This is a genomic window from Pseudomonas sp. PSPC3-2 (genome assembly GCF_049897085.1).
Taxonomy (GTDB): Bacteria; Pseudomonadota; Gammaproteobacteria; order Pseudomonadales; family Pseudomonadaceae; genus Aquipseudomonas; species Aquipseudomonas paraveronii.
In genome coordinates this window covers 275,716-294,794 of the sequence record NZ_JAFCVO010000008.1, presented here as the reverse complement: position 1 = coordinate 294,794, position 19,079 = coordinate 275,716, and the positions used below count along the sequence as shown (strand labels likewise).

General features: G+C 54.1%; 14 protein-coding genes and 1 pseudogene. 7 read left to right on the top strand and 8 right to left on the bottom strand.

The window, feature by feature from the left end; genetic code table 11:
• Positions 1–464: 464 nt before the first annotated feature.
• Both ACP7CJ_RS16020 and ACP7CJ_RS16015 read right to left on the bottom strand, forming a co-directional pair.
• Complete coding sequence (locus ACP7CJ_RS16020) at positions 465–647, bottom strand: hypothetical protein (protein ID WP_426100671.1); 183 nt, start codon at positions 645–647, stop codon at positions 465–467.
• Positions 648–736: 89 nt separating this feature from the next.
• Entirely contained in the window at positions 737–1,120 is a 384-nt protein-coding gene (locus ACP7CJ_RS16015) for a plasmid mobilization protein (RefSeq protein WP_426100673.1), read from the bottom strand.
• A 334-nt stretch (positions 1,121–1,454) separates the two neighbouring features.
• Here ACP7CJ_RS16015 and ACP7CJ_RS16010 point away from each other — a divergent pair, with 334 nt between their 5' ends.
• From ACP7CJ_RS16010 to ACP7CJ_RS15985, 6 genes are all read left to right on the top strand, one after another.
• Entirely contained in the window at positions 1,455–1,688 is a 234-nt protein-coding gene (locus tag ACP7CJ_RS16010; protein ID WP_426244293.1) for a TraK family protein, read from the top strand.
• A 32-nt stretch (positions 1,689–1,720) separates the two neighbouring features.
• A complete protein-coding gene (trbJ, locus tag ACP7CJ_RS16005) occupies positions 1,721–2,461 on the top strand; it encodes a P-type conjugative transfer protein TrbJ (protein ID WP_426100677.1) in 741 nt (246 codons plus the stop codon).
• Positions 2,462–2,656: 195 nt separating this feature from the next.
• Positions 2,657–4,324 carry a P-type conjugative transfer protein TrbL gene (trbL, locus tag ACP7CJ_RS16000; protein ID WP_426100679.1) on the top strand — a complete coding sequence of 556 codons (1,668 nt, stop codon included), beginning with the start codon at positions 2,657–2,659 and terminating at the stop codon, positions 4,322–4,324.
• Positions 4,321–4,635, top strand: coding sequence for a hypothetical protein (locus ACP7CJ_RS15995; protein ID WP_426100681.1), 315 nt, complete (start codon positions 4,321–4,323; stop codon positions 4,633–4,635). The genes trbL and ACP7CJ_RS15995 overlap by 4 nt, the downstream gene beginning before the upstream one ends.
• A gap of 201 nt (positions 4,636–4,836) precedes the next feature.
• Positions 4,837–5,184 carry a hypothetical protein gene (locus ACP7CJ_RS15990; protein ID WP_426100683.1) on the top strand — a complete coding sequence of 116 codons (348 nt, stop codon included), beginning with the start codon at positions 4,837–4,839 and terminating at the stop codon, positions 5,182–5,184.
• 842 nt (positions 5,185–6,026) lie between these two features.
• Complete coding sequence (locus ACP7CJ_RS15985; RefSeq protein WP_426100685.1) at positions 6,027–6,644, top strand: hypothetical protein; 618 nt, start codon at positions 6,027–6,029, stop codon at positions 6,642–6,644.
• A 274-nt stretch (positions 6,645–6,918) separates the two neighbouring features.
• Here the strand turns inward: ACP7CJ_RS15985 and trfA are convergent, their stop codons facing one another.
• Entirely contained in the window at positions 6,919–7,746 is an 828-nt protein-coding gene (gene trfA / locus ACP7CJ_RS15980; RefSeq protein WP_426100687.1) for a plasmid replication initiator TrfA, read from the bottom strand.
• Positions 7,747–8,338: 592 nt separating this feature from the next.
• Here trfA and ACP7CJ_RS15975 point away from each other — a divergent pair.
• Positions 8,339–10,159 carry an AAA family ATPase gene (locus ACP7CJ_RS15975; RefSeq protein WP_426100689.1) on the top strand — a complete coding sequence of 607 codons (1,821 nt, stop codon included), beginning with the start codon at positions 8,339–8,341 and terminating at the stop codon, positions 10,157–10,159.
• Between the two features lie 237 nt (positions 10,160–10,396).
• Here the strand turns inward: ACP7CJ_RS15975 and ACP7CJ_RS15970 are convergent.
• The 5 genes and pseudogenes from ACP7CJ_RS15970 to ACP7CJ_RS15950 all read right to left on the bottom strand — a co-directional run.
• A pseudogene (locus tag ACP7CJ_RS15970) lies at positions 10,397–10,465 on the bottom strand (MBL fold metallo-hydrolase); the annotation flags it as partial.
• A gap of 129 nt (positions 10,466–10,594) precedes the next feature.
• Positions 10,595–13,324, bottom strand: coding sequence for a LuxR C-terminal-related transcriptional regulator (locus ACP7CJ_RS15965; RefSeq protein WP_276196560.1), 2,730 nt, complete (start codon positions 13,322–13,324; stop codon positions 10,595–10,597).
• 225 nt (positions 13,325–13,549) lie between these two features.
• Positions 13,550–14,914: a DUF1329 domain-containing protein gene (locus tag ACP7CJ_RS15960; protein WP_276196559.1), complete on the bottom strand. Its 1,365-nt coding sequence runs from the start codon at positions 14,912–14,914 to the stop codon at positions 13,550–13,552.
• A gap of 29 nt (positions 14,915–14,943) precedes the next feature.
• On the bottom strand, positions 14,944–16,815 hold the full coding sequence (locus ACP7CJ_RS15955; RefSeq protein WP_276196558.1) for a DUF1302 domain-containing protein: 1,872 nt from the start codon (positions 16,813–16,815) through the stop codon (positions 14,944–14,946).
• A gap of 332 nt (positions 16,816–17,147) precedes the next feature.
• The gene (locus ACP7CJ_RS15950) at positions 17,148–18,830 is read right to left on the bottom strand and encodes a fatty acid--CoA ligase (RefSeq protein WP_276196557.1); all 1,683 of its coding nucleotides are present in this window, start codon (positions 18,828–18,830) and stop codon (positions 17,148–17,150) included.
• Between the last annotated feature and the right edge of the window lie 249 nt (positions 18,831–19,079).

Genomic DNA, 19,079 nt, shown 5'->3' with positions numbered 1-19,079 from the left:
CGGAAGGCATTAAAGCGAAGGGGGAAGTCGGTCGGGCCATGCGCATAACCAATCCATGACATTGGACGCACAGTATATCGTTACCATTAGATAAATGAATTAACCGCTCAGTCCACTAGGAACCTCGTTGGCTAGATTGCTCGTCCCCGTTTACTCATCCTTGGTCGCCCTGGCACTTTGCTGTTCAAGCAAAACGCTTGTGAAGTCCGTAGTCTCAATGTATTCATAGTGACCAATTCCCTTCTCCATAAACACGAAAGCCCGCCTGCTTGCGCATCGCGGGCCTCGGGAGGTAGGCGCGAAAGTCTCCCTCATGCGTTGAGATAATTATTTATCGGCTATGCCCCCCGGCACTAAAATTTAATGAATGCCAGTGATATTCAAGGATTTCCAGTGCTCCCTACCGCTATAAAACTAGCACATTCAGTTTTATAAATTTTGTTTTGTTATTTTCTATAGGGTTTCTATTCTGGAGTGTTAAATATCTGTAGCCAATCTCGACCAAAAGCTGCGGTAAGTTGTTTTTCCAGACAAGAAAGTTCACATGGGTCACCCCCTTGGCGGACTTCAGCTAATAGCTCGGCAGCATAGGTTGGGTGGCATCGGAATTGCTCAGCCATAACGTCATTATGCAGTTTATCTTTCACCAACTATCTCCTAGCCATATATACAACCTAAGATTCCCGCTAAAGCTGAAGACTCAAGCGCTATGTCAAAGTACGGTAAGTTAGCAATCTTACATGCTCCTCGCATAAACAATGCTGCTCATCTTCTCACGAATCAAACTCTGTAACTCTCTGAATTCGATCATCAGTGACTCAACATCAACCGGTTTTGCCCCTTGACCTCGCTTTTCAGAAAGCCAGAGCTTTAGTAGGCCTGCAGTACGACCAAGATCACCATTTACTTTTGCCAAGTCGGCCACCGCCAGTAAATCAACTCGTGACTTAATCGGGGTGTTTAGGCCAGTGGCCAGCAGAAAAGCAGACATCGATAGTCCTGTTTGCTCTGCCCGCTCCGCGATTGTTTCCTTTTCCAAATCGGACACCCAAACCTTGATAGGTGGGACTTCGCGGCGGGGCCTGGCTCTTACCTTGTCGTCTGATTTTTTGGGTTTCATGCGTTGTGACTCTTTTGGGTTTTCGGGGGGCGGTAGCGACTGTTTGCCTCGAAGAGCAAGAATCTGTCGAGCCAAAGGCGAGTAAGGCAACGTGATGAAGGCCCTAGCTACGAAGTAGCGTAGGCCTACAACACACATCTTGCCGTCCCGTTGTAAGCGACTCAATGAGATTCAAAACAAAAAATCAGTCAATCTAATTAAGTTTCTCTAAATCGTATACATTCGCGTCAAATTGCCTAGATCCACCTTAATTTTCCTTGAGTCGCATACAATCGCGTTATTTTTCATTAATTTTCTCTACCTAGTTATTCTGTGTTTTCCTAGGCTTTTATCCATGCTAGAACTAATAGCCACAACAGGAGGAAAGCCGATGCAAAATAATAGTCTAAAGACTATCAAGAGAAGAGCTGGCCGCGCTGAGTTCTTCTCGGTCAGAAAGGAGGTAGAAACTAAAATCCTACTCGGCCACCCTCTTACTTGGCTCTATACCGAATACGTTGATCGATTTAGCTTTGGATATGTGCAGTTCACCCGTTACGTCGCTCGTTACTGCCAGCAATCACGTTAATTCATCACGACAGCTACGCACCGGAGACAAAAATGATACAAGGATGGAGATTGCTAATAACAGTTATTACCTTGCTATTCACCGGACAGAACGCCTTTGCTATCTACTGCACAAACTGCTCTACATTCTATCAACAGATGTTTGAGTACGCCGAAGCAGTCAACACGGCGCTGAACACGGCAGAGCAGCTTTCGACGCAGGTTCAGCAATACAACAATATGCTGAAGCAGGGAACTCCGTTGCCAAACAGCATGTTTGGCCGGATCACCCAAGACATGCAGCGTGTAGCCAGTATCTACAACAGGACGCAGTCATTAGGCCGCAATGTGGCGAATCTCGATTCCCAATTCAATACACAGTTTCCCGGCTATGAGGCGTATTTACAAAAAGTTGTCCAGTCGAGCGGCAAGGGGAGTGACGTAATGCCGGATCGCTACGAAAAATGGTCGGCGCAAGGTTTTGACAACGCAAAAACGGCGATGCAAGCAGCAGGTATGAATACCAGCACATTTGAAACGGAAGATGCACACCTGGAACGACTCGTGAATCGTTCGCAGTCATCAGCGGGTCGAATGCAGGCCATCCAAGCTGGGAACGAGATTGCCGCTTCAAACGTGCAGCAGCTTCAAAAGTTGCGCGACCTAGTGGCTACTCAAATCACCCTACAGGGCAATTACATAGCTCAAGAAACCGAGCGTCAGTCGGTCAGCGACGCCGCCACCGAGCAATTCAACAAGCGACCAAATACTCGAGGCGGCGCGAAGGGGTACTGACTGTGACGTTCTCTAAATGGCTTCTTATTTTGCTGTGCGTAGCATCTGGATTTGGTGGGGCAGCTATGGTCGGAGTCATATGTTCCAACGCTGATGGCCGCATGGTGGTTTCCGAAAAGATCAATCAGTCTGATGCCACCGGCAAACAATTCAAGGAGCGCCCGAACACTCGCGGTGGCGCCAAGGGGTACTGATATGCGCGTACCTATGATTACTGGCTACATCGGGCTGTGTCTGATGCTGCTTGCAGGGCGTACAGCCGCAGCGGCAGGAGTCGATCTAGCCCAAAGCGACACCTCAATGCAGGGCTTGCTGGACATGATTCTGGAGGCATCTAACGAATGGGGCCCTCGTCTTCATGGCTATGCGGTGAACCTATTTTGGAGTTTGGCACTTATCCAGTTTGTGTGGACATTCTTCCCGATGGTATTCAAACACGCAGACTTCGGCGAGCTAGTCGGCGAGCTAATCCGCTTCATCATGGTCATCGGTTTTTTCCTGATCCTGCTCGATCACTCAACGGAGTGGGCAAGCGCGATTGTGAACAGCTTCCGACAAGCTGGGGCACATGCAGCAGGCTTGCCTAGCCCTGAGTTAATGCCAGGAGATATGTTTGCGACGGCGGTCGAGTTTTCTCGTGCCATCCTGAACGGAATGAGCGTTTTCAACCCTTCGCAGAGTATCGTCGTTGCCTTGGCTGCCATCCTCGTTCTGATGGCTTTTGCTTTCATGGCGGCATTCATTTTTGTGACATTGGTCGAGGCTTACGTCGTTATCAACGCCTCTGTTCTGTTCACAGCCTTCGGCGCATCGCAGTGGACACGGGAATACACGATGGCTGTTATTCGCTACGCAGTTTCCGTGGGTGCCAAGCTGTTTATGGTCACGTTGATAGTGGGCTTGATTCTGACTGTCGCAAAGAAGTGGCAGCTTGCTTATACCAATGACGAAGCCTCTCTGGTGACCTTGGTGGGGTTATCGTTGGTATGCGCCTACCTGACCAAGACCATTCCAGAATTGATCGCGGGCATGATTAGCGGCGCGTCATCGGGAGGCGGCGGTGCTATTGGAGGCATGGCCGCGGCTGGGGTCGCCGGTGCAGCAGCAGCGGCGGCTACCATTGCCACGGCAGGCGCAGCAGCTCCGGCTGCGGCCGGGGCACTCGGTGCGGGTGGTGGTAGCGCAGGTGCAGCGACCGGTGCTGGGGGTATTGGCAGCGGAGGTTTGGCCAGCGCGATCAACTCCAGCTTTGCAGGTGGTGGTGCCGGTGGCGCAGCCAGCACTGGCGCTAGTGGCTCGGGTCTGGGGTCCAGCACTGGCGGTAGTTCTGCCGCTAGATTAGCTGGCGCTAAAGTCGGCGGTAGCTCCTCTAGTGCTCCTAGCGGCAGCAGCCCACCGCCGCAGCCAAGCCAAGGCGTACAGCAGGCAGCCAAAAAGGCTGCAAAAGCTGCGCTAGCCAATGGCGACGACTCCAAGGGAACAGCCGCCGCGCAGCCGCAGGCGAAACCAAAAGAGGATCAGGGTGGCATTAGTTCGCAATCGAACTTGCAAGCCTACCAGCAGCACGCAGGATTCGCGCAAGGCAATGGTGGCGGGCTGTCTGCCCATAACGTGGCATCAGTCGCAACTCGAACAGTTGGGCTCATGGCCGCTATGTCTGTGCCCGGTATGGAGGGGATTGCTGGCATTTCGCTGGGCGCCGGTACTCCGCAACCTGTTCCTAGCGCCGTTGATGACAACGTGGACAACGATACTGCAAACACAATACGTGGAGCCGACTTGGCCACATCTGCAGAAACTGAAAGCAGCACCAAAGAGGCGGCTCCGTCGCCTAAGACTCAATCACTTGGTGAACAATCATGATTGCAGACATTCTGTTTGGCTTTTTCATGCTAAGTAGCTTCTTCGTTCTTGGTATAGGTTTCTGGGCAATTGGACGACTTCTGCGCGCCAAAGGCTATGGCCAGTTATTAGATACGCTTGACGGACGTTACATCCGACTACACGCTGAGCTGCAGCGGGTGATGGTGCCGGTGGGTATAAGGACATTTTCCGACTTGGGCGATCTTCATCTGTTGCCAATCTTTGGTTCCAGACGTCAACGCAAGCACCTCGACAAAATCCGGCAGGGCCTGCTTGCTGAACAGCAGAAGCTCAACGAATCCAAGCCCTGATGACATGCCCCGCTCTTGCGGGGCTTTTTACTCCCGTCTATTACACACCGCCTTTACACCCAAGGCGGTCTTGGGCGAAGGCCGAGCCAGAAAGCGCGTCTTTGCATTGCCAATGAAAACACTGAGTAGATCGAGAACTCGTCTAGTGTGTTGCGTAATAATGCCGATGCCAAATGGATTACAAGATGGGAGCCCGCAGCAATGAGCTTTGAGATTATTATTTTGAAGCCTACAGACCTGAGTGAAAACGATCTGTCCAACGTTGAGGGCGTGCTAGATATTGGAAGCCCAGAGGCCGTAATCACATTTCTGGAGTTGGTGTTCCCTGGATGTGCCCAAGGTGCATTTTCGGATGGTGAACGCTACTCGCTCGAGTCCGCGCTAAATGGAGACCCCGTGACCACCATACACCTGGCTCTCAGATACGGCCGAGCCTGGTCTGAAGCAGCCGATGCTGAGTTCCTGACCCTGCTCTTGAGGCTCTGCCAATTGCTTCAGTCCGTAGCTTTTGCGGTTTCCGATAACTCAAGGATCGCACCTCACTACTAAAGGCGGCACATCTTGCCGTCTCTCTCTATGTGTAAAACCGCGCAGTTTCGCGTTTGGATTTTGAAATCGTCATCGCGCATAGTTACGCGCTATTACGCATTACTAAGCTAGTATACGTACTCAAAAGGTCGATATCATGCGCATCGGTGAGAAACAATGATTACGACTAGATTTGATCGGAATTGTGGAGATAACACGATGGCAGACACCCCGGAAAAAATACGTCGAGGGGTCGGGCGAGTAGCCTTCTTGGCTCGACTAGATGAATTTCGAAAGCTCGTTAACGCAGGGTGGCCAATCACCATAATTTATGAAGATCACGGCTCATCAACTGGATTGAGCTATAGCCAGTTTGTTCGGTACGTTGGAAAGTACCTTCGCACACCCCCCACGCGAAACGCAGTTGACGAACAAAACCACGTCCAGGCAGTGCATAAAGCCTCCCCTGAGATAATCTCCAAGCCGCATGTGACTCCTCTCGAGCAATTAGCCGATCCGAAACCCTCAAAACCCGTGAACCCGCCCAAGGGTCGCATAGCCTTCCGGCATGACCCAAGCAGCGGTAATACTCGAGATGACTTGATTTGATGATGGGTTCTGAAAGAGGAATCCTTGGTCTGTGACTCGATTATTGAAACGGATCTGTAAAAAATCGGTTTTTACCAAACGTCAAAATGGCCGATTTGAAGCACCAAAATGTCTATTGCAAACCTCTTTTCTTTTGGTGCCCTCCATTAGCTCACTGCCAGTGCATGGCGAACAAAATATCAAGGTAAAATCAGCTTATGAAATCCACGACCAACGCTGATCTAAGTTGCATTAGATTACGGACGATTGCATTGATGAATTACTTACGCATAAGTGCAGGAGCGTCATGCCCCTATCAACTCAGCGTTATGATTGACGAGAAAGCCAACAAACTTGGCTGGCCCGACATGACAGAGTCTAAAAGACTCTATAAGTACTTCCAAGGAAACGTGAGAAGGCACCCCACTCAAATACTAAACCTTCTTTCTCAGATTTTTCAAGAGGTTGAGAATACCTACTGGAAAGGTCCTAATGATCTGTGGGTTGCGTTGTGGGGTGACATCCCTCTGATATCAACCATTATCAAATCCAGCTCGCAAACCTTGGAGCAATCGACAACCGAGGATGCGTTGAATAAAGTATTCATGTATTATTTAGTTGATGGCACTTTTTCGCTGCCGTCTACCATTGCAGTATATCGATACTTGGTCATCACGGATCCATACGGCAGATTTGGTGATGGTCACGGCTTCGGCCGAGCATTTTCGATATACAGTCAATTGAAAAAAATCCTCCAAACTGATGACATAAATAAACATCTTTCAGAACTGGGAGTCTATTTAGAGGTTCAAATGGAAATCGACAAGATCGAAAGAGAGCGCATTAATAACAGACCTTACTGGGTTAGCCCCATCGAATGTGGCAGAGTCTAGCCACTTTTCGCTGGAACGATTACAACAGCTAAGCAAACTAGGGAGAGTGAACGTAATCTCGACGGCACCAAAAGCGTGAGTTTATCCACAGCATCGTAGGGGTAGTAAAAAAGTAGTAAGAAGGTAGAGAGCACTTTGCTCCTATGGACACCACGGTTTACAAGGCCTCCAGCATCAGGGGGGGAATGCAACCCCGATAAACCGGAATGTAACCCCGACCGACCGGAATACAACCCCGACGCAGGCGGAATGCAACCCCGATAGTTCACGCGGGTTAAAGGCGCGTCCACACTGCTTGTTCCACCCCTTTCGTACTTAGCTCGATTCTTCCAGCCGCAATGACCTCGACGCGCTCCAGCTCCTGCATCGCAACACCTAATGAAGACCTGAACTTGCGCATTGGACTGTAATACTGGAAGTGGTCCTTCAACCATACGAGCTGAAAGCGCTGCACGGACTCACTCGAAGTGGCGACGAGACGCTGCAATGCCTTGGCCATATCTTGACCTTTACGAATACGCAGCCGCTTCTCCCAATCGATTAACGCATATTCGCGATTGCTGTAAAGATAACGCCACCTTGGATCGATACGGACGGTGTAGCTCTCTCGCTCCGGATCGTACATAAACTTATCAATAAGGTGGAGTGACTCTGCTCTGCCTACCTCGAGCTTCGGTCTACCGTCCTTCGTCACCTCGATAATTAGCATGGCAAAGCTCAGTGCCTTCATCGCTCTATGCAACCACTGATACTCATATTTCCCGGTTTGCCTGCCTATCGCTCGCAGCAGGCGAGCACGATTGACTGGCACGGCATCACCTAGCGGAGCTTTGATCGCTTCGTGCATCAACTGCATCCAGACATCGGCCTGGGCCTCATCTAGCTGTTCACCCCAAAATGTGAGGACGGCGTCCTTTCTGCTGGCTAACACAGTTTCCTTGTGCATTTTCTTGCCTCCACGAGCCACGGGGGCGAACAAGCTGGAGCGGGCAATGTGATTTGGCATTGCACGACTGAATTCACTTAGACCAGGCAGAAACAAGGGGGTAGGTGATAGCGCTGCAGAAGGCCTTGGTGGGGCGGATTTTCGTAATTGTTCCACCCGCTCAGAAAGAGAACCCCGGGATCTCATTTTGCCGAACGGCGTTGCTGAGCGATTTGCGCGGTTTTAGTAGGACGCCCTGGCCGAGCGCGATGATGCTCGGCACCAGGTGTTGCAAACTCACTACCGACAACATGCTCAGCCAGCCATGCTTCAACGTCCTCCAATCGCCATAGCAACCGTTTAGTCCCGGGCAGACGGCAGATTGGCGGTAGAGCCTGAGGATTACGAGTAGCGTCGCTACGAATGCTTGCGACGGATTTTTGTAAACACGCAGAAAGCTGATCGACAGTGAGTAAGGCTTGCATAGATTGGCACTCGTATGACCTGAGCAGGTTAGTGCTCATGGCTGCATGGGTTTGCGAATGCCCTCAGATTTAAGCAATGCCTCGTCATGCTCACGGTAAGGTTTTAAGAGAATCTGTACCGGTACTTTTCTCGCGGAGCGAATTTTAGAGCCTATCAAAATGCAACGCAGAGGTAGCTCCCTGCTACCATAATTAAAGTTGTCAACGCTGATCTGTAACTTTTAAATCTATGGTAGATACGCCAAATCACACCAAAAATAAACTCACCAAAAGGGAAAAATGTAATGAGACTGAAGGAATTAGTTATTTGCAATTTCCGCGGATACAAGGATCGCACAAGCATTTCTTTTGAAGACTGCCTTACAGCAATTACAGGACGCAACGATGCCGGAAAGTCTACAATTCTTGAAGCGCTGGAGATCTTCTTCAACAATAAAAATGTAAAAATTGATGTTGGCGACAAGAATGTAAAAACAGCAAACACAGACATCGAAATAACTTGCATATTTGACGAACTGCCAACCAAATTAATTGTCGACGAAAACTACCCCACAAGTTTCAAAAAAGAGTACTTGGTAAATTCCAATGATGAAATTGAAATCAGGAAACTCTACAAAATACAAAAGACCGTTAGCGGTCCTTCTGTACACTTAAAATGCCTACACCCTTCGGCTGAAAAACTGAACAACCTGCACAACTCGAAGCTAGTGGATCTGAAAAAAATCGGACAAGAACTTGGCATTCAAGATCGGGTAGCAGATAAAAGGGTAGCATCTCTTTGGAGAGAAGCACTATGGGGCAGCGTTGAAAACTTACTGCTCCAAGAGCAATACTTGGACGTGAGTTCTTTGGAAAAGGAATCCAAAGACATTTACAAGAAAATAGAAGCCGAACTTCCTACATTTGCACTATTTAAATCCGATCGGGAAAGCAACGATGCCGATCCAGAAGCGAAAAACCCTATGCAAGTTGCAGTAGATCAGGCAAAAAGAGCTCTGCAAGCTGAAATTGATGCCTTACAAGACAAAATCGAAAAATCGGTCCTAGAGGTAGCTGAAAGAACCAAAGAAAAGCTTCGGGAAATGGACCCGGCCCTAGCTTCTGAATTACAACCTAGATTTAAAGAAAAACCAAAATGGACATTTAGCTTTACACTGGATGGCGAAGATGGCGTACCTATAAACAAGCGCGGCAGCGGTGTCAGACGATTAATTTTGCTTAACTTTTTCCGTGCTGAGGCGGAAAAAGTTAAAGCAGAGAACAGTTCACCAAGAGTGATCTATGCCATTGAGGAGCCGGAAACCTCGCAACATCCCAGTTATCAAATTATGCTTATCGAAGCACTAATTTTGCTTGCATGCCGACCTGACTGTCAAATAATACTAACCACACACGTACCCGCACTAGCAGGCCTATTACCGCTAAACTCAATACGTTTCATTGAAAAAGACAGTACAGGAAATCCCCGCATACAATTCGGCGGAGATGATGTTTTAGAAAAAGTTGCGCAAAGCCTCGGAGTGCTACCAGAAAGGGAAATAGCAGCATCAAAGGCAGTGATATTAGTCGAAGGTCATAGTGACGTAACCTTCCTTAACCATGCAGCAACTGTACTTAAGAACAACGGGGATATTGAGAAGACTCTTCACGAATTAGGCATCGCGTGCATCCCAATAGGAGGCTGTGGAAACCTCAAGCATTGGGTTTCAAAAAAACTCATAGAGCAGTTAGATCTGAATTGGGGGATATTAATCGACTCAGATGTCGGTGATGAAATGCAACACACCAGAAACGTTGAAAACATTGCAAAGCTCAAGGAAGAAGGAAGAATTGCTTTCTCAACTAGAAAACGAGAGCCAGAGAATTATTTAGATCCTCAGCTTTTTATTGATTCTCACCAAACCAATATTGCGTACACAGACACCTGTGACGCAAAAAAAATCATCGCCACCGCGCTTACAATACGAAAAGACGATGTACTAGAACGATTCTGGCCTCGCATGACGGCCGACCAGGTAAAGGCGCGCTCTACATACAATGAAAATGGAGTAGACATTATTGAAATCAAAGAGATTTTGAATGCTTTTGCATCGTTGACTCAGTAATCCAATACCAACCGCTACGTCTCAAGGCTACGTTTATCGCCCACACAAACGTAGCCTCGAGCTAGCGGGCCTTTGCTCGATCAGTCGCAATGCGTGGCACAAATCCGGCACACCAGAAAAGCAAAGTACTGCTGAATTCCGCTACAAACTGCACTACCCTGCAACCACACAACTATATGATTTTAATGGAAAAAATGTAATTTCCTGATAATTCAACCACTTACAGCTCCGTTAATTTGTGCAGTTGCACTGCAACGGGCCGACGGGGAAGGTTTCGCGGATGAGGGTCGGCTTTGCGGTGTCCATGAACGGGCCTCGGGTGCAAATGAAGGGTAGTTTCGGACGAATCTCGCCAGAATAATTGCACTATTAAACCAGACTGGGGTGGCTTCGCAGCCCACCGCGAGCAAGCTCGCTCGTCACGGCGTTCACTCTTTAACCAATCAACCGCAGCTCCTGCGCCCGCGCCACCGCCTGGGTGCGCCGCTCCACCCCCAGTTTGCTGTTGATATGGCTGGCGTGGGTCTTGACCGTGTGCAGGGAAATGAAGAGTCGCTTACTGATTTCCTGGTTCGAACAGCCTTGGGCGATCAGTTGCAGTACCGCCAGCTCGCGGACGCTCAGGGTTTGATGGTTGGGCGCCGGCTCGCTGACCGCGACGGCCGGCAGCAACCCCAACAGGCACTGGCTCAATACCCCATGGGGATCTTGGCCGAGTTGATCGCGCATCCAGTCGGGATACCCTTCAAGCAATCGCTGGAAGGGTTGCAGCGCCCCCCCGGCGCCGGCTTCAAGTGCGCGGGCCAACACCTCTCGCGCTTTGGCCTCCAGGCCGTTCTCCAGCAGCAACTGCGCCTGCTGGGTCAGCGCCATCAGGGCAATCATCTGGCGCCCGCTGCTGTGGGCGTGTTGCGCCAGGTCTTCGAGCCGCTGGAGTGCCGCCGCCGGTTGATGGCGGATGGCATCCAGCGCGGCCTGCTGCAGCTCGATATGCTGTGGCAGATGCGGATGAAACTCCGGGGCGGCCGCCGCGTGTTCACCGTTGTAGGTTTGCCCCAGGCGGGTCAGCCAGGCATCGGCCAGGTCGGTACGCCCCTGGGCTAACCAGAGCTCGCATTTGATCAGGGTGATCATTGCCAGGTAGTAAATCGGCGGCACGTCCCAGATGTGCATCAGGCGCTCGGCCTCAGCCAATTCGGCGAAGGCTTTGGCGAAATCGCCGCGACGCCCTTCGACGTTGGCAATCACGCAATGGCCGATCAGCACACTGATATCCCGGCAAGCACGGGCTTCGGCCAGGCCGGCGCGCAGGCGGTCCAGGCCGGCTTCCGGCTGATAACGCGCCAGCAGCAGGTAGCCTTCGTAAAGCGATAATCGGGCGCGCACGGCGTATAGCCGCTGGGGCGACAGGTCGTGCAAGCGCTGCAGGCCCTGGCGTACTTCATCCAGCGAGCGCAGGATTTCACCGCGCGCCTGCAAGACCCGGGCGCGGTCGTAATGGGCCAGGGCCTCGAACAGTGGGTTGCCGACACGCTGCGCCAACTCGAGGGATTCGCGGTTCAAGCCACGGGCGCGCCATAGATCGGCGTCGACGATCGCCAGGTTGGAGAGAGTCGACAGGCACATCAGGCGCTGGCCGTAACGGCGCTGCGGCAGGCTTTCCAAGGCTTCGCTGCAATAGCGCTGGGTTAACTCGCGGTCACCTCGACCCCGGGCGATGATCCCGCTCAGCGCCAGCCACTGCGCCAGCATCGACTTCTGCGCGGTGGCCGATGGCGCCGGCAGGAAACGGCTGAGGTAGCCGGACAGTTCTTCCGCCGCATCCAACTGGCACGCCAGGCCCAAGGCCCAGCTATACAGCACGATCAACCGGGGTGTGCTGATCAGCAGGCTGTCGGGCAAGTCCATTTTCCAACGCAAGAGCATGCCGACGTTCTGCTCGGCCAGCAGTTGTTCCTCGGACAGGTTCTGCACCAAGCTCGCCGCCACATCCAGATGGCCGGCGCGCAACGCCTGCTCGACCGCTTCATCGATCAGCCCTTGGGCGTTGAACCAGCGACAGGCGCGCAGGTGCAGGCTGGCGGGCGGCAGCGCGGCGCTGTTCGCGCGCCGGGTGCGCAGCAGGTCGGAAAACAAATGGTGATAACGGAACCAGTGCCCCTGCTCATCCAGCGGTACCAGAAATACCTGGTGAGCCTGCAAGTAACGCAGGATTTCCGCGCTGTCATGAGCGTCGCGTATGGCGTCGCACAGTTCGCTGCAAAAGCGTTCCTGCGAGGCGGTTTCGTAGAGGAACGCCTGGACTTCCGCCGGCAGGCAATCAATCACTTCCTCCAGCAAATAGTCGCGTATCAACCCTTCACCGCCGTGCAGGCTTTGCGGCAAGGCGCCTTCATTCCCGGCTTCGGAGGCCGCCAACAGCCAGAAACGCAAGCCTGCGACCCAGCCTTCACTGCGCCGGATCAAGTTATCCAGCGCCTCGCCGCGCAGCGAACTGCTGTGGCGATCCAACACCGCCAAGGATTCGGCGTGGGTCAGGCGCAGGTCTTGCTCATGCAACTCCAGCAGGTGCCGAGACAAGCGCAAGCGCGCCAGGTGCCAGTCTGGGCGCTGGCGACTGGTAACCAGCACCAGCAGGCCATCAGGTAAATGATTGAGGAAAAATTGCAGGCAGCGATCAAGCACCGGGCCCTGGGCCAAATGGTAGTCATCCAGCACCAGCAACAAAGGCGCACGCGTGGACAAATGCAGCGCCAGCTCATCGAGCAAGCCATCGAGCCATTCTTCAAAGGCAAACGGCTGGTGACGCTGACGCATTTTCAGCAGGCCCAAGGATTGGGCACCCAACTGCGGGAAATATTGCTGCAAGCCGTCAAGCAGACGCTCGAGGAAACGGCCGGGGTCGTTATCCCGTGGGCTCAGGCCCAACCAAAGACTTTGCCAATGGGCCGGCAGGCTCTGACAGAACTCGACAGCCAGCGAACTCTTGCCGAACCCCGCGGGTGCGCAGACCAGTAGCAATCGCCCTTCCAGGCCGGCGCTCAGCCGTTCGCACAGGCGCGGTCGCAGCACGTAGCCGTCAGGCAACGGAGGCCTGTAGAAGCGACCTTCCAGGGTCGGGATTACCGCGCTGGCAGACCCCTGGATTCGGGACAAATCAGTCATCGCCGGGCTCTTGTAGAAGGCTGTTGTCGGCATTGCAGATGTCCGCAGACTAGCGGTAAAAGCGGCGGCTTTGTAGATCTTTGCAACATTTGCCTGAAAAAGAACTGCTACAAAAAATGTGGGAGGGGGCTTGCTCCCGATTGCGCTGGGTCAGCCAATAAATTTATTGGCAGTCAGACCGCTATCGGGGGCAAGCCCCCTCCCACATTTGGCTACGCGTACAGCTTAGCGAACACCGTCCTGGCGCAGGGCCGCTGGGGTGAAGTCGCTGGTGGTGGCGGTGAAGCCAAAGTCATACGCCTGCTTCTCTTCGTTCTTCATGCCCAGGGCCAGGTAACGGCCAGACTGCAGGTCGTAAAGGGTTTCCAGGGCGTACCACGGCACTTGCTTGTCGTAGTAGTTCTCGGCATGGGCTTCGGCGACGCGCCACAGTTGGCCGCGACCGTCGTAGTGATCGATCACCGCCGCTTGCCAGGTGTCTTCGTCGATGAAGAAATCACGCTTGGCGTAGATGTGGCGCTGGCCTTCCTTCAGGGTCGCGACCACGTGCCACACGCGGCGCAGCTCGTAGCGTGCGAGGTCCTGGTTGATGTGGCCGGCCTTGATGATGTCGGCGTACTTGAGTTTCGGATCGTCGATCTTGTAGCTGTTGGAGGCGATGTAGATTTCTTTCTTGCCTTCCAGTTTCCAGTCGTAGCGGTCCGGCGCACCGTTGTACATGTCGAGGTTGTCGGAGGTACGCAGGCCGTCGGCGGCGGTGCCCGGCCCGTCATAAGACACTTGCGGCGCCCGGCGCACACGGCGCTGGCCGGCGTTGTAGACCCACGCCGAGCGCGGTTCCTTGACCTGGTCGAGGGTTTCGTGGACCAGCAGCACACCACCGGCCAGGCGCGCCGGCGCGGTCACTTGCTGCTTGAAGTAGAACAGCACGTTGCCGGGGTTTTTCGGGTCGAAGTCCTTCATCTTGTCGCGAAACACGAACTGGTCTTTGAAATACACCAGGCTGAACGAACCGTTGGTTTGCGGCGTGGCTTGGGTCACCAGACGGGTCACGCTGCCGCCACGGTAGCGGGTGATGTGGTTCCAGATGACTTCAACGCCGCTTTTCGGAATCGGGAACGGCACGGCGGTTTCGAAGTTTTCCAGGCCGTTGCCGCCGGACACCAGGTTGGTGGTGGTGGCGTTCTTCTTGATCGAGGCGAACACCTCGGCCGGTACGGTGGCGCCGCGATGGGTCGGGTAGACCGGCATCTTGAAGGTTTCCGGGTAGCGCTTGAACATCGCGTACTGCCCCGGCGCCAGCTTGTCTTTGTATTGCTCGACGTTTTGCGCGGTGATGGTGAATTGCGGTTGCTCACTGGCGTAAGGGTTGGCCAGGAAACCACGGGCGTCGACGGCGCCAGCATTCGTTGCCAGTGGCGACCATTTAGGAATGGTGCCTGCCGCGTTACCGGCCATTTCGGCGCCCATCGGGGTCAGGGTCGTGCCCAACTTGGCGGCCTCATCCGCCGATACCGCCGCCATGACGTTGCTCGCCAGGATCGACAGCCCAAGCACACCAACGTGCAACAGACTTTTAGTTATTTTCATGTTCTGGTTCTTCCTGAAATGCAGTGTGCTTAGAAGTTGGCGCCGACGCTCAGGGCGATGAAATCACGGTCGTCTACAGTGGAATACTTACCGCCGAAGAAGTTGGTGTAGGCCAGGCTCGCGGTGTAGGTATTCTGGTATTCAGCATCCAGGCCGAGACTGACAGCCTTGCGACCTTCTTCGAAGTTGCCGCCTGGGCCTGGCGAATAACCGCTGACGTCGTGGGACCAGGCCACGTTGGGCTTGAGGTTCACGCCAGCAAACACATCCGGGTATTCCCAGATTGCCCGGCCGCGATAGCCCCAGGAGTTGGCGGTGGTAAAGCCGTCATTGTTGCAGTTGGCCGTCAGATTACTGCGGTCAGTACCTGCGCCTGCTCCCGCAATGGTTCCCGCGTTAAGCGTCGCACACAGTGGGCCTTCCCCAGGGCCAAATACCGGATCACGCCCGTAGCGGGCTTTCGAGCTGCTTTCCAGGCCACCGACGTGGGTCATCCCCACTTCGCCCACCAGCGTCAGCCGGCTGGCGCCCATGACCTGATCAAAGAAGTGCGTAAAGGTTGTCTGGATCTGGGTAATTTCCTTGCGGCGGTAGCCATTCAGATCCTGACCTGCGGCGCCCTTGAGCGGGGAGGCGCCATTCAAGCCAATCAGCGGTGTAACGCCCGCGTACAAGATGTCGGTGGTGTTGAGCTGAACCGGTGCGTTCGGCCGGTAGCTGATCTCGCCGCTCCACGCTGTGCCGGTAGGCAAGGTCGTCGAGAAGCTCAAACCGTACAGGCGAATGTCTTCTGGATATTCGACGAAGTAGCTGGAGTTACCGGCCACGATGAGTGGACGCAGACTACTGGCTGGCGTGGACGTCAATGCGTTAGCTGCGGCGTAAGTCGCCGCCGATGCGCCCTTGGCGCTGAAAATCGGCGCACGGCTATGGTAGTTCATGAAATAAGCGCCGAACTCAGTGTCCAGCGGCTCGAAGTTGTAGTGCATGGCTACGCCGAACTGCCCGCTATCGCGTGCGTCACGATCAGCGCCGCGCTTGACCAGTACACCTTCTTCGTTAATGTCGACGCCAAACCGATTCATCAGCGGCAAACCACCGCCCGCGGTTATGACAGAGCGCTTGCTGAGCAACCGCAGGTTGTCATTGCACCCGCCCGTAATGACGTCCGCCTGGGAGAAAAATGTTCCGCAGTTATCGGTGACTGTCTTCTCCCAATCCAACTGATAGAAGCCTTCCGCCGACAAGTTTTCGGTCAGAGTCTGTGACACATAGAACATGTTGACCGGAATCAGGCCTTCCTTGATTTCGGCGCCAGGGCGACGGAACGCCGCCACGTCAATCGGGTTGACGGAGTTAATACCGCCGCCAATGAAGGTACTTTCGCCCCAGCTCACAACCTGCTTACCGAAACGCACGGAACCGGGCTCATCGGCAATCGAGTAGTTGTGATAAATGAATGCGTCGAGAATTTCCCCGCCAGAAGACCGGGCGCCCATAGGACGGCCGTTGTCACTGATGTCCTTGAACTCACGATTTTCGTCCTTGAGCTCAAAGTCATACCAGTACTTGCCCCGCACAAACACACCGGTGTCGCCGTATTTCAACTCCAGGTCGTGGATACCCTTGAAGATTTTCGAGAACGTTTCGCCGCGCTTGAAGTTCAAGTGGCCGTCATCGGAGGTCTGGGACAAGCCCTTGCCACCATTGTTGACGCCGATCAGGTCGCGGTTGGCGTTGGCTGTCGACCAACTGGCTCCCACGGAAAGGGACGAATCGAAGCTACCTTCGATTTCACCAATGTTGAAACTGACGCCGAATGCCGGCCCGGCGAGCGTAGAGGCGAGACTGACAGCCAGGGGCAATCTTGCCCGGCGCCAGAACTGGTTTACTGAGGTCATCGACGCTACTCCATGTGCATTATTGTTATGGCAGTGAGTTCTTTCTGTGATGCATGTAACGGCCGAAATACAACGATTCCAATGCCGCTCCGGCAACCGAGCCCCCGTGGCTCGAAGTGCAACATCCTTGAAAAACTCTGAGAGGGACTATAGCCAGCAGGGGGTACCGCTTGATCCCTCTAAAGTGTGATTTGCATCACCGACCCGTCTGCCACAGCCCTTTCGCCACGTCGACGAAGGCCGACGCGGCAAGGATGGCTGAAAATCGGCAAATCACAAGTGAAGCCGCGAGATAGAGCATTGCCGTGCCCGAACGAGCACGGCGAAGGGTATCAAAGGGTGGACAGGAACGTGCTGTTGTTGGCCTGCCATTCGATGATGTCGATGCGGATACGTTTTTTGTCGAGCTTGCCGACACTGGTCTTGGGAATTTCAGTAACAATGGCGATCTGGCTTGGAATTGCCCACTTGCTCAAGTGGCCCAATTCCACGAACGGCTTGAGGTGTTCCTTGAGCTCGCGAGCCCCTATCACATGGCCATCACGCACCACCAGCAAGGCAAACGGGCGCTCGCCCCACTGCGGGTCGGCGATGCCGACCACCGCTACTTCGCGTACCGCCGGGTGGCGGCTGACCAGGTCTTCGAGGGCCAGGGACGAGACCCACTCGCCACCGGTCTTGATCACGTCCTTGATGCGGTCGCGGATATCGATCACCCCAAACGCGTCGAGAGTCGCCACGTCGCCGGTGTGCATCCAGCCACCTTCCCACAGCTCCGCGCCCTTTTGCGGCTCGTTGTAGTAGCCCTCGGTCAACCACGGCGCACGCAACACCAACTCGCCCTGGGACTCGCCATCAGCGGGCAGGAAATGGCCGTCGCTGTCGATGATCGCCGCTTCCACCAAGGGCCCGGGCACACCGGCCTTGATGCGGTAAGTGGTGCGCTCGTCTTCGGTGCCGGCCATCAGCTCATCGTTAAGATGGGCGCAGGACACCAGCGGCCCGGTCTCGGACATGCCATACGCAGCCGTCAGTTGAATCCCACGGGCCTTGGCCGCTTCATACAGCGTGCGGTTGAGGGCGCTGCCGCCGATGACGATCTTCCAGCCGCCAAAGTCCACGCCCTGGGCGGCCTTGGCATTGAGCACCATCTGCAGGATGGTCGGCACACAGTGGGAGAAGGTGACCTTCTCCTTGCGCCACAGCTCCACCAGGTATTCCGGATCATAACGGCCGGGGTAGACCTGTTTCAGGCCCAGCATGGTAGCCACATACGGCAGGCCCCAGGCATGCACATGGAACATCGGCGTGATCGGCATGTACACGTCGTTGGTGCCCAGCAGGCGCACGCTGTCGACACTGCCCATGATGGTCGCCACGCCGATGGTGTGCAGCACCAATTGGCGATGGGTGAAGTACACGCCCTTGGGGTTGCCGGTGGTACCGGTGGTATAGAAGGTGGTGGCGACAGAATTTTCGTCAAAATCCTCGAAATCGTACTTCGGGCTGGCGGCGGCCAGCAAGGTTTCGTACTCCCCCACCAGATTGGGCAGCTCGGCGGTTTTCTCCGCCGCATCGGTCAGCAATAACGTTTTGTCGACGGTGGTGAGCTGCCCGGCAATGACCTGGTAGAGCCCCACGAACTCGCTGTTGACCAGCACAAAGCGGTCCTCGGCGTGGTTCATGGTGTAGAGAATCTGTTCGGGCGACAGGCGCACGTTGATGGTGTGGATCACCGCGCCGATCATCGGGATGGCGAACATGCATTCCAGGTAACGGTGGCTGTCCCAGTCCATCACAGCGACGGTATCACCGGCCTTGACCCCGGCGTCAGTGAGCACATTGGCCAGGCGAGCAACCCGCTCGATCAGGGTCGGGTAGGTGTAGCGCAGTTTGTCGCGGTAGATGATTTCCCGGGTCTTCTCGTAACGGGCCCCGGACATCAGCAGGCGTTTGATCAACAGCGGATATTGGTACGCACCTTCGGCGGGCGGGATAACACGGGTCTGCAACATACGAATCCCTTTTTATGACTGCACGGTCTTGGCTTGAAGACCTGCACTGTAGAGACGTTATGTGCTGGCCAAATCAGCCAAAGGAATGATTTGCAGCCTCCTGTGAATGCTAGCTTTGAGCCAGCATCCGCTTCGGGACATAAGCAAATAAGATCAGGAAGCACCCTTCGCTGAAAGGCGAACCTTCCGACATTCGTCACGGATAGCAACTCTTTACGCTTTGGACTTTCGTCGCACCCATCGCTAAAG